General features: G+C 44.9%; 10 protein-coding genes. 3 read left to right on the forward strand and 7 right to left on the reverse strand.

Going from position 1 to position 15,267, the window contains the following annotated elements; translation table 11 throughout:
* The first annotated feature begins 269 nt into the window (after positions 1 to 269).
* Entirely contained in the window at positions 270 to 2,813 is a 2,544-nt protein-coding gene (locus tag INQ51_RS18870; protein ID WP_233379508.1) for a hypothetical protein, read from the forward strand.
* 63 nt (positions 2,814 to 2,876) lie between these two features.
* On the opposite strand, the gene INQ51_RS18875 is transcribed toward INQ51_RS18870, so the two are convergent.
* A complete protein-coding gene (locus INQ51_RS18875; protein ID WP_233379509.1) occupies positions 2,877 to 5,288 on the reverse strand; it encodes a thiamine pyrophosphate-dependent enzyme in 2,412 nt (803 codons plus the stop codon).
* A gap of 139 nt (positions 5,289 to 5,427) precedes the next feature.
* Between INQ51_RS18875 and INQ51_RS18880 the strand changes: the two genes are divergently transcribed.
* Positions 5,428 to 7,248 (forward strand): right-handed parallel beta-helix repeat-containing protein, encoded by a 1,821-nt coding sequence (locus INQ51_RS18880; RefSeq protein WP_233379510.1) that lies wholly within the window; start codon positions 5,428 to 5,430, stop codon positions 7,246 to 7,248.
* Between the two features lie 101 nt (positions 7,249 to 7,349).
* Positions 7,350 to 8,156 carry a hypothetical protein gene (locus tag INQ51_RS18885; RefSeq protein ID WP_233379511.1) on the forward strand — a complete coding sequence of 269 codons (807 nt, stop codon included), beginning with the start codon at positions 7,350 to 7,352 and terminating at the stop codon, positions 8,154 to 8,156.
* Between the two features lie 72 nt (positions 8,157 to 8,228).
* Here INQ51_RS18885 and leuB read toward each other — a convergent pair whose 3' ends face one another.
* From leuB to INQ51_RS18915, 6 genes are all read right to left on the reverse strand, one after another.
* Positions 8,229 to 9,293, reverse strand: a complete 1,065-nt coding sequence (gene leuB / locus INQ51_RS18890; protein ID WP_233379512.1) for a 3-isopropylmalate dehydrogenase — start codon at positions 9,291 to 9,293, stop codon at positions 8,229 to 8,231.
* Between the two features lie 93 nt (positions 9,294 to 9,386).
* Positions 9,387 to 10,970: an alpha-isopropylmalate synthase regulatory domain-containing protein gene (locus INQ51_RS18895; RefSeq protein WP_233379513.1), complete on the reverse strand. Its 1,584-nt coding sequence runs from the start codon at positions 10,968 to 10,970 to the stop codon at positions 9,387 to 9,389.
* Positions 10,971 to 11,084: 114 nt separating this feature from the next.
* Positions 11,085 to 11,672, reverse strand: a complete 588-nt coding sequence (leuD, locus tag INQ51_RS18900) for a 3-isopropylmalate dehydratase small subunit (RefSeq protein WP_233379514.1) — start codon at positions 11,670 to 11,672, stop codon at positions 11,085 to 11,087.
* A 33-nt stretch (positions 11,673 to 11,705) separates the two neighbouring features.
* On the reverse strand, positions 11,706 to 12,074 hold the full coding sequence (locus INQ51_RS18905) for a four helix bundle protein (protein ID WP_233379515.1): 369 nt from the start codon (positions 12,072 to 12,074) through the stop codon (positions 11,706 to 11,708).
* Positions 12,075 to 12,144: 70 nt separating this feature from the next.
* Entirely contained in the window at positions 12,145 to 13,545 is a 1,401-nt protein-coding gene (gene leuC / locus INQ51_RS18910; RefSeq protein ID WP_233379516.1) for a 3-isopropylmalate dehydratase large subunit, read from the reverse strand.
* Positions 13,546 to 13,662: 117 nt separating this feature from the next.
* Positions 13,663 to 15,168, reverse strand: coding sequence for a 2-isopropylmalate synthase (locus tag INQ51_RS18915; protein ID WP_233379517.1), 1,506 nt, complete (start codon positions 15,166 to 15,168; stop codon positions 13,663 to 13,665).
* Positions 15,169 to 15,267 lie beyond the last annotated feature (99 nt).

Consider the following 15,267-nt stretch of genomic DNA (forward strand, 5'->3'; position numbering starts at 1 on the left):
GAAGAATGGAGGGCAGGTATTATTTGGTAAAAAAGGCTTCGTTTTTCACGGATTGAAGGTCTTGATGGATGAATTTCCTGTTTTTTGCATTGTTCCGACAGAATGAGATGCTTCATTTTTATAGAGTTTTTGTTTAAGCCAGATAGTCTAAACTCGTTCAGAACCTACAGGAGGTTAAATAAGATTTACCGTTTTTGAATTATGATTATAAGACAGTTCAGAGCCATCGCACTGTTACCCCATTGGTTTAACAATAAACTCATATGCCTGTGAAAAGACTATTTCATATTGCGTGGGTACTATTGCTGTTAGCCATAAATGTGTGTGCAAACGAGCGCCGCGGAGTTTTCTTTCAATCCAAAGAAGTGGGCGTGGAAGAAAGAACGGGAATCGATTTAACAAAGAACGGTGCCATAAAATACAAAGGGAAGTTTTCGATTGAATTTGAAATCTCTTTTCGAGATTATGCCGAACGTTACGGCTACGTTTTCAGGCTAATGGATAAAGAGGGTGAGCATAAAATAGATTTAATATGTAAAATCGATGAGGTCTCACCCGATCTGCTTGTGCTGGTTGACAAGAAAGAGACAAACCTGCAACTTGGCATGACCACTGAACAAAAGAAGCTGGTGAATGTGTGGTACAAGATCAGGTTACACATCGATCCTGATTCGAGTGAAATTACGCTTCAATTTGCTGACAAAATCATTACAGATCATATTCCGTTTCCTGAAACACTCAAGTTAGAATGGGGGTTTGGTTGTGTGAAGGATTTTGGAAGAGGAATTGGCGAAGTTCCTCCCATCTCTGTTCGGAACATAAAGTTTTATAATAACGATTGCCTGAGCTATTTCTGGCCATTGTCGTTTACCGATGGTACAACCGTACGGGATTCGGTGCGAGGTAAAGTGGCAGAAATAATCAACCCTGCCTGGGTGGTTGAGCAGCACCAGGTATGGAAAAAAATCAGGACGCTGGAACTCGATGAATTTCCGCAAATTGTTTACAACGAAGATAAAGAGGAAATTTATTTTGTTCAACGAACTAAAAAGCTACTGAAATACAGTTTGAATAGTGGAAGCGAAACAGCTTTGCCGTATGCCAGTGGAAACCCGTTTTACGAAGAGGGACAGCAAGTGTTCTTCAATAAAAAGGGGGAGCTGGTGACTTATTCTGAATACCGGAAACTTTCTCCAAAATTCGATGAAAAAACACTGAGCTGGAATAATGATTTTGATACCATCGCTTATCTTCCCAAGTATTGGCATCATAATCAACTGCTGCATCCCGAAACTGGAAATTATACGGCAGTTTGCGGCTATGGCTTTTTTACTTTCTTCAATACAATCCGGGTTTTTAATGAAGATTCGTGCAGTTGGTCGGAATTGAAAATGACCGGCGACCGGATAGGCCCCCGTTACATGGCTTCACTCGGGCAAAGTCAAAAAGACAGTAACATTTATTACCTCTATGGCGGTGTGGGAAACGAAGACGGTAAGCAAATTTTCGGTAAGAATTTTTACTATGATTTGTTCCGGATAAATTTCAAGACCCATCAAATTCACAAAATGTACGAGCCCCGCTTGGCGCGAAAAACCAATTTTACTCCAATTAATTCCATGATTGTGGATGATACCAGGAATTGCTTTTACACGCTTTGTTTCTCGCTCAACCATTATGTTAGCGATCTTCAACTTTACCGGGGAAGTATGTTAGGCGACCAGGGATTGTTTTTTGGCAGTAAAATTCCTTATACATTTTCCGATATAAGCTCGTATGCAGATCTTTATCAATGGCGTTCGCACAATAAACTGGTGGTGCTAACCATGCATAAAAAGGCGGACGGGAAGTTTGAAGTGAATTTGTATTCGATCAATTATCCTCCGTCAGATTTTGTATATGATAAGCCGGTTCATTTGGATTCGTTTGCTTTTTTTGATTCAATATACCTGATGCTGCTTGCTGTAGTGCTCTTAATCGTTGGAGTATTGGTATTTCTTCTGATCAGAAAGAACAATTCCTTGCGGAAAAACAGGGGTAGTGAAAGCAGGTTAAGTGAAATCCTGTCAGGCTCGGAGCCGAAAACAAGGCCGGAAGGAAAAGTGCTGTTATTTGGTGGCTTTCAGGTGTATGATAAACGAGGGAAAGACATAACTTACCGTTTTAGTCCTACGCTGAGAGAGCTTTTTTTGCTCATTTTGTTGTTTACCATGGATGACAACAAGGGAATTTCGTCCGCTACCATCCAGGAGTATTTATGGCCTGGTAAGCCAGAGTCGAAGGCTAAAAACAATCGTGGGGTGAATATAAAAAAGCTGCGATCGATTTTGGAAGATATTGGGAACATCAGTATTTCATACGACGGAAGCCAGTGGAGAATCAACCACAGCAACGATGTGTTTTGCGATCTGGAGTACATCCGCTATGTATTTACCTCAAACGATGAACAGTTCTTTGTTCGGGAATTAAAGGAAAGCGTGGCGACATTGAGCAGAGGCCGCTTTTTATTCGGAATTGAAAATGACTGGCTTGATAAGGAAAAAGACGATATAACTCGTAAAATTGTTGGTAAACTTGAGTATGCATGCCGTATTCTGGATGTAACGGAACAGGCCAGCCTTATTATTCAGATTGCGGAAGTGATTTTTATGTTTGGCCCGATGAATGAAACAGCCTTAAGGTACAAGTGCAAAATTCTTTATATGCAGGGAAAACACAGCCTGGCACAGGAAGTATATAACAATTACACCAAACTTTACAACAAGCAATACGACGAAAACTACCAGCTTGCATTTAAAGAATTGGTTAAATGATAAGATCCCGGGAACATCTTTCCCGGATCTTAGATCATATCAAGAACAATGAAAGCACCCGGATTAAAGCTCCGGGTAGTTCGCAGGCTCCACTTCCCGCATTATTTCATACGCTGCTCTGAAAAGCCTTTCTACGTTGGGTTTCGAAAAATACTCGCCGTCGATGCCATAAGCCGGACGATGCTCCATTGCCGGTAAGGTACGCGGTGCGGTATCCAGGTAATCAAAGGCTTTTTGCTCTTCCAGCACCTTTTGCATCATGTAGGCAGTACCTCCTCCGGGAACATCTTCGTCCATAAAAATCACCTTGTTGGTTTTTTTGATGGACTCAAGGATGCTGTGATTAACATCAAAAGGCATCAACGTTTGCACGTCAATAACTTCGAGAGAAATTCCCTTGTATTTCTGAATCAAATCGGCCGCTTTAATGGCGTGATGTACATTCCAGGCGTAAGTAACAACGGTTATGTCGCTTCCTTCGCGCATGACTTCCGGAACTCCCAGCGGCACTTTGTATTCGCCATGATTGGCAGGCAGTTTTTCTTTTACATTGTATGCTTTTAAAGGCTCAATCACCAGAGCAGGGTCATTTCCTTCGAGAAGGGTATTGTAAAACCCTGCCGCCTGGGTAAGGTTTCTGGGAACACACAGGTACATACCGCGTAAGGATCCAAGCAGCATTTGCATCGGCGATCCGGCGTGCCAGATTCCCTGCAGCTGATGTCCGCGTGTGCGAACAATCACCGGGGCAGCCTGTTTTCCCATGGTGCGGTACTGCATGGTTGCCAGGTCGTCGCTTAGTTGCGATTGTGCGTAGATGAGGTAATCGAGGTACTGAATTTCCGCAATGGGGCGAAAACCACAAAGCGCCAATCCCACACCTTGCCCGATAATGGTGGCTTCCCTGATTCCCGCATCCGAAACGCGGTGAATGCCGTATTTTTCCTGCATACCTTTCATTCCCTGGTTTACATCGCCCAGTTTTCCGGTGTCTTCACCAAAAGTTACCAGGTTGGGGTACTTTGCAAAGAGTGCATCAAAATTTTTATTGATCACCACTGACCCGTTTACTTCTTCCGAATTCTCATCGTATTTTACGGGCGCAGGTGAAACGTTATGAATGGAATCGGCGCCGGTCCGGTATAAATTACTGCTGTAAAATTCGCGGGAGCGTTCTTCAAACTTTCGGATCCAGTTTTTTAGTTCACTTCGTTCGGTTTGCAAATCAGCTACTAAATGCATTTCCAGGTTTAAGCGTTTGGCAAAGCTCAAATGCGAACGACGCGTAGGGAAAATCTTTTCGGTTACTTTTTCAAAACGGCGCAAACTCTGAAGGTCGCTTTTTCCGTCTATCTTTTTTAACAGGCTTACAATCGATTCGCGTTCTTTCTGAAAACCGTTAACATAGTTGTTCCAGGCATTTTTACGGGCTTCTTTCACCCTTTTTTGTGCCGATTTTTCAATCTCCTCAATCATCTCCAGGTCGGCGATACCGGTTTCCAACATCCACTTGCGCATCTGGTTTACGGCATCAAACTCGTTTTCCCAGGCAAGCCGTTCTTTCGATTTGTAACGCTCGTGCGAGCCTGATGTTGAATGCCCCAGCGGCTGGGTTAATTCGTAGATATGAAATACCACCGGAGTTTGGTTTTTCCGGCAAAAGTTAATGCCTTCTTCAAATGTTTTAACGAGCTGCGGATAGTCCCAGCCAATGCATTTGTATATTTTAATACCGTTGGTGTCTTTTTCTTTTTCAAAGCCTTTCAGTGCCTCCGAAATGCTCGATTTTGTGGTTTGCAGCTCAATGGGCACACTAATTCCGAAACCATCGTCGTAAACAGCTACAGCCATTGGAACCTGCATAACGCCTGCCGCATTAATGGTTTCAAAAAAGATACCTTCCGAAGTGCTCGCATCGCCGATGCTGCCAAAAGCCACTTCGTTACCTTTCAGGTTGTTTTTAAGTTGACTAACTAAGTCCGGGTTTTCGCGAACGATTTTCGAACCCTGCGCCAGTCCCAATAAGCGTGGCATTTGTCCGGCGGTTGAAGAAATATCGGAAGCCGAGTTGTATTGATCGGCCAGGTTTTTAATTTCACCTTCAGGCGTAATGTTTCGGGTCGAAAAGTGGTTGTTAAAGTTACGCCCGCCGGTTGACGGGTTGATTTCGATGTCGGTATCGCCGTATATCATCGAAAAAAATTCTTCGGGTTGCAGCAAACCCAGCGCCATCATAAAAGTCTGGTCGCGGTAATAACCCGAGCGCCAGTCTCCTTTTTGAAAATTTTTAGCATAGGCAATTTGTGCCACTTCTTTTCCATCGCCGAAAATTCCGAAATGAGCACGTCCGTTGTGTACTTCTCTTCGTCCGGTGATGCTTAGCTGTCTGCTCAGGAAAGCGGTGTAATAATCCTTAAGTGCTTCCTGGGTTGTTATTTGTTGGTTGGTTTTCAATGCAGTTTTTTCTGTAATCATTTCTTAACTTTTAAACCCATGCGGTTTTGGGAAAATAACGTTTTAAATGGACAATTGTTCGAGGTTTTATCTGCTGGTGAGAGTTGGTGTTTGTCTTAATTTCGATAATTTTAGAAGCAATATTCATAAAAAGTTAGCAATGATTAAGAGTCGTTCAATCCGAAACTGTTTGCTGGTAAGCATTATCCTTATGATAATCTCGTGTAGCAGGACCACCTCCGAATTTTATGTTTCTCCAGGTGGAAACGATGCAAATTCAGGAACCGCGAAGGAGCCTTTTAAAACCATTCGGAAAGCGCTGGAAAACCTGCCGCACGATGTTTCGGGCAGCTTTGTTATTCATCTTACTGAAGGCACCTATTTTCTGGACGAGCCTCTTTTTGTTGAATCGGGAATATTTTCCAACCCGGAAACTCAGCTTTTGTTGCGGGCCGAAGAAGGGGCCAATCCGGTTATTTCGGGTGGAATCAGGATTCGGGAGTGGCAGCAACTGGACGATGGACTCTGGGAAGCCCTTGTGGAACCGGGCAAAATGCCCCGAGAGTTATTTATTGGCGATAAGCGGTGTGTCCGTGCAAGATTTCCGAACGAAGGTTTCTTGAGGGTGAAAAGAGTAGGAGAGGATCGCCGTACCAACTTCTTTTTTGAAGCGGATGAGTTCCCGGCACCTCAGAGAGCAGATGATACTGAGCTGGTGTTGTTGCACGATTGGTCAGTTTCCCGGATCGGACTAAAGGAAATAAATCTTCGGGAAAAACAAATTACTGCGGTTGATTCCATCGGGGCGAAATGCCTGCCGTTCTTTAATCTGGATAACTGGGAGGAGCATCCCCGGTATTTTCTGGAGAATGACCGAGCCTTTCTTGATGCGGATTTTGAATGGTATTTCGATTCTGAAACCGGTAAGATTTTGTTGAAGTTGCCGCCTGATCAGCATCCGGAAGAATTGGATGTTGTATTCCCAATTTCAGAAGGCCTTTTATCGTTGACAGGAACAAAAGAGCATCCGGTAAAAAATATTTCTTTTGAAGGGATTACGTTCCGGCACAGTGCGTGGGGAACACCGACCCGCGGATATTGCGGCATTCAGGCCTGTTTTTACGATCCGCGACCGGCAAGCCAGCAATGGGATGTGGTTCCGGCTGCAATAAAAGCTGAATGGGCCGAGGACATTACTTTTAATAAGTGCACTTTTCAAAACTTGGGAGGCTCCGGCTTATGGTTTTCCACAGGCTGTAAAAACTGCCGTGTCAGCAATTCGCAGTTTTCCGATATTTCCGGAAACGGGATTATGATCGGAGAAGGGCAGGACCGTCGGGTAAAGGGTCAGTCCTGGTGGCAGGAAGCTCCGGAGGAAGTCGCCCTTGCCAATACAATCGAGAACTGTACCGTAACAGAGTGTGGTGTTCGGCTTTATGGTGCAGTGGGCATTTGGTGCGGTTTAACAGCTGAGGTAAACATCAAAAACAATCATATACATAACCTGCCGTATACCGGAATTTCTGTTGGGTGGATGTGGGGCCCGGTTGCCACTCCCTGCCGGGAAAATGTGATTGACGGAAACCACATTCACAATATAATGAACGTGCTGAGCGATGGAGGAGGAATTTACATGCTGGGCCTGCAGCCGGGAAGCCGCCTGGTAAACAATCACATTCACGATGTGCAAATAAATGCGGGAAGGGCCGAAAGCAACGGTATGTTTCTGGATGAAGGTACTACCGATGTGCTTGTGGCCAATAACCTGATTTACAATATCGCCAAATCACCGTTGCGTTTTCACCGGGCCACTACCAACCTGGTAAAAGAAAATTACCTGTTTTGTACGCCCGGAAATCCTCCTATTCGTTACAACCGGACCAAAGAGGACGATATTCAAAAACTTGACAATGTGGTGCTGACAGAAGGAGAGGAGGATTATGGAGTGCGACTGGAGGAAATGATTCGTAAATTTCAATGAGGAATTCTTCCATATGAAAGAGGGGCATTTCTAATAAATGATTGTATGCAACGCAACCTTCTGCCGGGTATTTTCATCTAAGTGATTAAAAACCATTATTTATGAAAAAGCTAATCTTGATCGTATTCTCGGGGACTTTGTTTGTGACCTCCTGCAAAAAAGATGATTTTACCTACGATTATCCTGATGTGGACAAGCTCCTCATGTCAGTAACCAGAATAGATGGCGATACCGAATACAGTACCAATTTTAAATACGATAACCAAAACCGCCTGGTGGAGATACAAACCATTTTCCCGGAAGACCTGGTTTTTACGGATTCATTTTATTACAATGATGAGGGACAGTTGGTTAAAAAGGTAAGTGGAGATTATGTAACTACTTATTCATATAATTCGTCCGGCTTCTTGACTGAACAGATTGTTCATTATAAATCTCAAGACAGCAACAATGAATGGAATACAAAGACGGAATACAGGTACAAGAATGGAAAAATAAGCAAGGGAATTGAATATTCTACGGAAGGAGAGGTGTTGCACTTTATAAGTTATAAATACGACGCACGTGGGAATACATTGGAAAAAATAGTACGTCCGGCTGACGGGGCGGATATAAACATGATCGAAATTAAATTCAAATACGATACCAAAAACAACCCCCATGCTGTTTCCGGTTTAAGCATGTTGAATGGATACAATTTTACCCAGAATGCCGATATTAAACAGGTTAATAATCCGGTTTATTCATCGTATTCCAATATTATAATGAGCAGTTTACCGCCCGAGTACAAGATATCGTATGAATACAATGTAGAAGGTTTACCGGTAAAAGCGGTAATGAATAATGTCCGTTTTTCGGGACAGGGACCGGTTAATGTTGTTTTTGAATACCGGGATATTGAGAAATAGAAGAATGTTGACTGTTAGATAAAAAAACCGCTCTGTTGAAGAACGGTTCTCTGTATCGGAGATTTAATTTCCTTAATTTTTTTCGATCCAGTGTGCAATCCAGTCGCCCACCTGTGAAGTTTTGTAAGCCGGCCCTCCAGCAATGTCTTCGGTAACAAAGCCTTCTTTCATTGAAGCAGCCACCGCATCGCGGATCAGTTTTCCTTCTTCTTTCAGGTTGAAAGCATATTCAAACATCATGGCAGCCGAAAGGATGGTGGCAATCGGGTTGGCAATGTCTTTCCCTGCAGCCTGCGGATATGAACCGTGAATGGGTTCGAAAACAGAGGTGTGAATACCAACCGATGCAGAAGGCAACAATCCCAGCGAACCGGTGATCACACTTGCCTCGTCGGTAAGGATATCGCCAAACATGTTCTCAGTTACCATTACATCGAAATTTTTGGGCCACTGAATGATCTGCATGGCAGCATTATCCACAAACATGTATTCCGTTTTGATATCAGGATAATTGGGAGCCATTTCCTGGGCAACTTCACGCCACAAACGCGAGCTTTCCAATACGTTGGCTTTGTCAACAACAGTAAGCTTTTTATTACGTTTAGCAGCAAATTCGTACCCCAGTTTTAAAATACGCTCAACTTCCTCACGCGTATAAATACAAGTGTCGAATGCGGTATTTCCATTGTCTTTACGGCCTTTTTCGCCAAAGTACATTCCTCCGGTTAACTCGCGAATACAAACAAAATCAGCTCCTTCCACCAATTCGCGGCGCAAAGGCGATTTATGCAGTAAGGACTCAAAAGTCTCTACCGGGCGAATGTTGGCGTACAAACCCAGTTTTTTGCGCATGGCCAGCAAACCTTGTTCCGGGCGCACAGGTGCCTTCGGGTTGTTGTCGAATTTTGGATCGCCAATGGCTCCAAAAAGAACAGCGTCTGATTTCATGCACAAATCGTGCGTTTCAGCAGGGTAGGGATCACCCACCTGATCGATGGCAGCGGCACCGGTTAATCCGTATTGGTATTCAAGTTTGTGATTAAATTTCTGCGCAATTGCTTTCACCGATTTCATTGCCTGTTCTACTATTTCAGGCCCGATCCCGTCTCCGGGAAGTATTGCAATGTTTAGTTTCATGTGATTAATAATTAACGACGATCAGCGATGCTTTTGCAGCAGATCATCGAAGTTCCCGAAGTCCCGTTTTTAGGACTCCGGTTCATCTGGTTTTTATGAATTTGTACTAACTATTTTATCTAACATTTCCGGTTTGAACTCATTTTCAATGATGTTCAGCATGCGGATGGTGGCTTTAATCGCCGCAGCATTCTGGTCCGGATCCAGCCCCTTGGTTTTGAATTCGCGGTTGTTCTGCCAGGTAATGACGGTCTCCACAAGAGCGTCGGTATGTCCGCCGGGCGGAATGGTAACCACGTAATCTACCAGTTTGGGGAACGATTTGCCCAGACGTTGGTAGATTCTTCGGAGCGCTTTTACAAAGGCGTCGTACTGACCGTCTCCATCGCTGTATTCCTCGTACTCTTTCCCGTCGATTTCCAGCGCCACATTGGCAACCGGCCGAAGCCCCATGGTGTAGGTGATGGAGTAATTCACTACCTTCACTTTTTGTTCCACCAGGTCGCTGTGAAGCACATCGGAAACAATGTACGGAAGGTCTTCGTTGGTGATTGATTCCTTTTCGTCGGCCAGCTCGATGATCCGGTTGGTCACTTTTTTCAATGATTCAGCATCCAGCTCAATTCCCAGTTCATCCAGGTTCTTTTTTATGTTGGCCTTGCCCGATGTTTTTCCGAGTGCGTACTGGCGGATTCGGCCAAAACGTTCGGGCAAAAGATCGTTGAAATACAGGTTGTTTTTGCTGTCGCCGTCGGCATGTATCCCACTGCATTGGGTGAACACAAATTCCCCTATTAACGGTTTATTCGTGGGGATGCGAATTCCGGAAAACGATTCCACCAACTTGGAAATCTTGTTCAGCTGGGTTTCGTTTACATTGGTTTTCATTTTTAAATGATCCTTTATGGTTGCAATTACGCTTGATAAAGGTGCATTTCCGGCCCGTTCACCCAAACCGTTCACCGTGGTATGTACACAGCGGATTCCGGCCTTTAAGGCATGGAAAACATTGGCAATGGCCAGGTCGTAATCGTTGTGGGCATGAAAATCAAAGTCAACGTCAGGGTAGGCTTCAATCATTTCCAGACAAAAGTCGTAGGTTTCGTCCGGATCAAGAATACCCAAAGTATCGGGTAGCATAATTCGTCCGACCTGTTCCTCTTGCAGGGCCGAAATCATAAAATGAACATAGTCTTTCGAGCTGCGCATTCCGTTCGACCAGTCTTCCAGGTAGATATTCACCCTGATGCCCATCTCGTTGGCGTTGGCAATTACTTTCCGAACATCGTTTAGGTGTTCTTCGGGTGTTTTTCGAAGCTGCTCGGTCACATGTTTGTAAGAACCTTTGCAAAGCAGGTTGATTACTTTTCCGCCGGCATCGGCAATCCACTGAAGCGATACTTTGCCGTCGACAAAGCCCAGCACCTCAATTTTCTCGAGGTGGCCTTTCTGGGCAGCCCACTTCATTACGCGTTGAGTTCCTTTAAATTCGCCTTCCGACACACGTGCCGACGCAATTTCAATGCGGTCCACTCTCACGTCTTCAAGCAGCACCCTGGCAACGCTCAGCTTTTCGTGTTCGCTGAACGACACCCCGGAGGTTTGCTCACCATCACGCAAAGTGGTATCCATAATAATGAGCTGCTTCCCTAACACTTCCACTGTCTTTCCTGTCATTTTCCTGTCTGTTTCTTTTGCCTGTCATTTCGAGGATCCGCCGGTTGACGGAAACGGGAAATCTGTTTCGTAAAGATCTCTCACCTTCAGTCTCGAAGTTCGAAATGACAGCCTTTAATTTGTTTCAAATACAGCGATCTCGTCTTTCATTGCCACCAGGTAATCGATGTCGTCCAAACCGTTTTGTAAACAGTGTTTTTTATACGGATTGATCTCAAATTCGGTCGATTCTCCTGTCGCTGTAATTGTAAAAGTTTGTTTTTCGAGATCCACCTCAAAAGTTGTTGTCGCCTCTTTTTCGATGGCATCAAATATTTTTTGAAGGAATTCCGGAGTAACAACAACCGGTAATAGTCCGTTGTTCAGGGCGTTGCCTTTAAAAATATCGGCAAAAAAGCTGGAAACCACCACGCGGAAACCATAGTCGTAAATTGCCCATGCTGCGTGCTCGCGGCTCGAACCACTTCCGAAGTTCTTGCCTCCAACCAGTATTTTTCCTGAATACTTTGTGTTGTTCAACGGAAAATCTACTTTGGGTGTTCCGTCTTTTTCGTAGCGCCAGTCGCGGAACAAGTTATCTCCAAATCCCTTGCGTTCCACAGCTTTCAGGAAACGTGCGGGAATAATCTGGTCAGTGTCCACATTCTCGATTGGTAGCGGCACTGCCGGTGTATTGATTACTGAAAATTTATCGTAAGCCATTTTTTAATATTTGAATGTCTGAATATTAGAATATTAGAATTTCTTTTGAAGCGTTTGACGTGATTTAATCAATATTGAGGTGATTTCATGTGCTTCCCTAAACAATGGAAAACATTCATTCTCGCCACAAAGATGTTCGTCTTTTGCAAACTCCAGCCAGAATTCACTTTCGTCAGCTTCTTCAATCGAAATACTCATTTTTGCAATTACGGAAGGAATCGTTTGTGCAACACAGGAAGCCCTGTAATTTGCCGCAACAGAGGTTGAAGATCTGATTAATTGATTCTGAACATGTTTGCCAAGCGGATTATTCGGAAAGCTGAGCGTAAGTTTCACACAGTCGTGCGCAAACTTTTTGGTTCGCGTTTTCATGTGTTCCTTAAATTCAGCTAGTTCGTTCATCTTAATTCGCTTTTCTATGCTAATGTTCTGGTATTCTAATTCTCTAATCCTCAAGATTCCAATCTTCCATTTATAACATTTCTCTCGGGTCGGTTACAACTCCGGTAACTGCGGCGGCAGCGGCGGTAAGCGGACTGGCCAGCATGGTTCTGGAGCCCGGTCCCTGGCGACCTTCAAAGTTCCGGTTGGTGGTGGATACCGCGTATTTTCCTTCGGGAATTTTGTCTTCGTTCATGGCCAGACAGGCTGAACATCCGGGCTGACGCAGCTCAAAACCGGCAGCTTCCAGAATTTCAGTCAAACCTTCTTCCCTGATCTGGTTTTCCACGCGTTTTGATCCCGGTACCAGCCATGCATCCACTCCCGGAGCTTTCTGCTTGCCTTTTACAAATTCGGCAAAAGCCCTGAAGTCTTCAATTCGGCCATTGGTACAGCTGCCCAAGAATACATAGTCAACCGTTTTGCCTTTCATCGAGTCACCTTCGTGGTAGCCCATGTACTGCAACGATTTGATGTAGGTTGTTTTATCCGTTCCTTCCATTCCTTCCGAAGTCGGGATGCTCTGAGTCACACCAACACCCATTCCCGGGTTGGTTCCGTAGGTAATCATCGGCTCAATATCGGCTGCATCGTAAACGTATTCTGTGTCGAATACCGCTCCTTCGTCCGATTTCAGTTCTTTCCATTTTGCAACGGCACTTTCCCATTCTTCGCCTTTTGGGGCAAACTGACGACCTTTTACGTAGGCAAAAGTGGTTTCGTCAGGGGCGATCATTCCGCCGCGGGCACCACTTTCAATACTCAGGTTGCAAAGGGTCATACGACCTTCCATGCTCAGTCCGGTAATGGCCGAACCTGCGTATTCAATAAAGTGTCCTGTTCCGCCGCTGGTCGAAATTTTTGAAATGATGTAAAGCGCGATGTCTTTTGCAGTCACGCCTTTTCCCAATTCGCCGTTTACGGTTATGCGCATTTTTTTCGGTTTGGGCTGCATGATACACTGACTGGCAAATACCATTTCCACCTCACTGGTTCCGATACCAAAGGCGATGGCGCCAAAGGCTCCGTGGGTAGAGGTGTGGCTATCGCCGCAAACAATCGTCATGCCGGGTTGGGTAAGTCCCATTTCCGGGCCGATGATGTGAACGATACCGTGTCCTTCCGACTGCAAATCGTGGTAAACGATGCCATGCTCGGCGCAGTTCTGTTTCAGTTTTTCCACCTGGTTGCGCGACAACTCATCTTTAATGGAAAGATGCTGATCCTGGGTAGGAACGTTGTGGTCGGGCGTAGCCGTGGTTTTGTCCGGGCGAAACACTTTCAGTCCCCGGTTTTTCAAGCCTAAAAACGCAACCGGGCTGGTAACTTCGTGGATCAGATGGCGGTCGATGTACAATACATTGGGGCCACCTTCAACCTTTTTCACCACATGTGCGTCCCAAATCTTATCAAATAATGTTTTTGCTTCCATAATCTTGATACTGGATTCTTGATACTTGATACTGGATATCGGATGTTCGATTCTGATTCAGAACTAGTATCTCCGTATAATTTTTATTCTTTGAACTCTAAACTTTAAACTCTGAACTTATTCTCCTACCGGCAATTTATTAATGGCATCTAGGAAAGCTTCCACCGAAGCCGTGATAATATCGGTGTGTGCACCAAAGCCATGGTAAACCGAATCCTGGTATTCCACCTGCATGTGCACTTTACCAATGTCGTCGCTACCGCGGGTAATGGCCTGTACCAGGAACTCTTCGATCACTACCTGGCGGTGAATGATCTTTTTAACAGCTGAAATGGCTGCGTCTACCGGTCCGTTACCTGCTGATGTGGCATCGAACTTTTCACCGGCAATATCCAAAACTACTGATGCCATCGGTTTCAGACTTTTGCCGGAAATCACCTGCAGGTAATTCAGCTTGATGCGGTGTTCTTTGCGGGTAGCATCTCCAACCAGTAATGCGATATCATCGTCACGTATGTCTTTTTTCTTGTCGGCCAGTTTCAGGAACTCGTCGTACACTTCATCCAGTTTTTCTTTGGTTAACTGAAAGCCCAACAATTCCAGGCGGTGTTTCAATGCCGCGCGCCCGCTTCTTGCTGTCAGCAAAATGGCCGATTCGTTGATACCTACGTCGGTCGGGTCCATGATCTCGTAATTCTCCCGGTTTTTTAACACTCCGTCCTGGTGAATGCCCGATGAATGCGCAAAGGCGTTTCTACCCACCACTGCTTTGTTGGGTTGTACCGGCATGTTCATCAAGGTTGAAACCAAACGGCTGGTCTGATAGATCTGTTTGGTGTTTACACCGGTTTCTATCTGCAAGGCCTGGTAGTGGGTTTTCAGCGTCATTACCACTTCTTCCAACGACGTGTTACCGGCGCGTTCGCCAATCCCGTTAATGGTCACTTCGGCCTGGCGGGCACCGTTCATAATACCCGAAATGGTGTTGGCAGTGGCCATTCCCAAATCGTTGTGGCAGTGGGTTGAAATAACTGCTTTGTGGATGTTAGGTACGTTGTCGACCAGGTATTTGATTTTTGCACCAAAATCCTGGGGCAGGGTATAGCCGGTGGTATCCGGAATGTTTACCACGGTGGCACCCGCTTTAATAACCGCTTCAATAACACGGGCCAGGTATTCGTTACCCGTGCGACCGGCATCTTCGGCATAAAACTCTACATCTTCAACGTACTTTTTTGCATATTTCACGGCTTCCACAGCGCGTTCAATAATCTCTTCGGGGTTGGAGTTGAGTTTGTGGTAAATATGAAAATCCGATGTTCCGATTCCGGTGTGGATACGACCTTTTTTCGCGTATTTTAGCGATTCGGCGGCTACATCAATGTCTTTCTGAACTGCGCGGGTAAGGGCACAAATGGTGGGCCAGGTAACCGCTTTTGAAATCTCTACTACCGATTCGAAATCGCCCGGGCTGGAAATAGGGAATCCGGCTTCAATTACGTCTACACCTAATTCCTGCAATGCTTTGGCAACTTCAATCTTTTCTACCGTATTCAACTGACACCCCGGGACCTGTTCTCCGTCCCTCAATGTTGTGTCGAAAATGTACAGTCTGTCGCTCATTTTAATTTATTTATCAGTTATTATTTCCTTTTTTTTTGCTGAAGTCTCAAGCTACAAGTTTTTCAAGCTTTTGTCTTCTGACTTTCAACTTTCATCTTT

It is taken from the genome of Maribellus sp. CM-23 (assembly GCF_021354595.1).
GTDB lineage: Bacteria > Bacteroidota > Bacteroidia > Bacteroidales > Prolixibacteraceae > Draconibacterium.

Bases quoted from the DNA above. Each gene is read 5' to 3' on its own strand.
- INQ51_RS18875 (WP_233379509.1), bottom strand. From the start codon at position 5,288: ATGATTACAGAAAAAACTGCATTGAAAACCAACCAACAAATAACAACC.
- INQ51_RS18880 (WP_233379510.1), top strand. From the start codon at position 5,428: ATGATTAAGAGTCGTTCAATCCGAAACTGTTTGCTGGTAAGCATTATC.
- INQ51_RS18885 (WP_233379511.1), top strand. From the start codon at position 7,350: ATGAAAAAGCTAATCTTGATCGTATTCTCGGGGACTTTGTTTGTGACC.
- leuB (WP_233379512.1), bottom strand. From the start codon at position 9,293: ATGAAACTAAACATTGCAATACTTCCCGGAGACGGGATCGGGCCTGAA.
- INQ51_RS18895 (WP_233379513.1), bottom strand. From the start codon at position 10,970: ATGACAGGAAAGACAGTGGAAGTGTTAGGGAAGCAGCTCATTATTATG.
- leuD (WP_233379514.1), bottom strand. From the start codon at position 11,672: ATGGCTTACGATAAATTTTCAGTAATCAATACACCGGCAGTGCCGCTA.
- INQ51_RS18905 (WP_233379515.1), bottom strand. From the start codon at position 12,074: ATGAACGAACTAGCTGAATTTAAGGAACACATGAAAACGCGAACCAAA.
- leuC (WP_233379516.1), bottom strand. From the start codon at position 13,545: ATGGAAGCAAAAACATTATTTGATAAGATTTGGGACGCACATGTGGTG.
- INQ51_RS18915 (WP_233379517.1), bottom strand. From the start codon at position 15,168: ATGAGCGACAGACTGTACATTTTCGACACAACATTGAGGGACGGAGAA.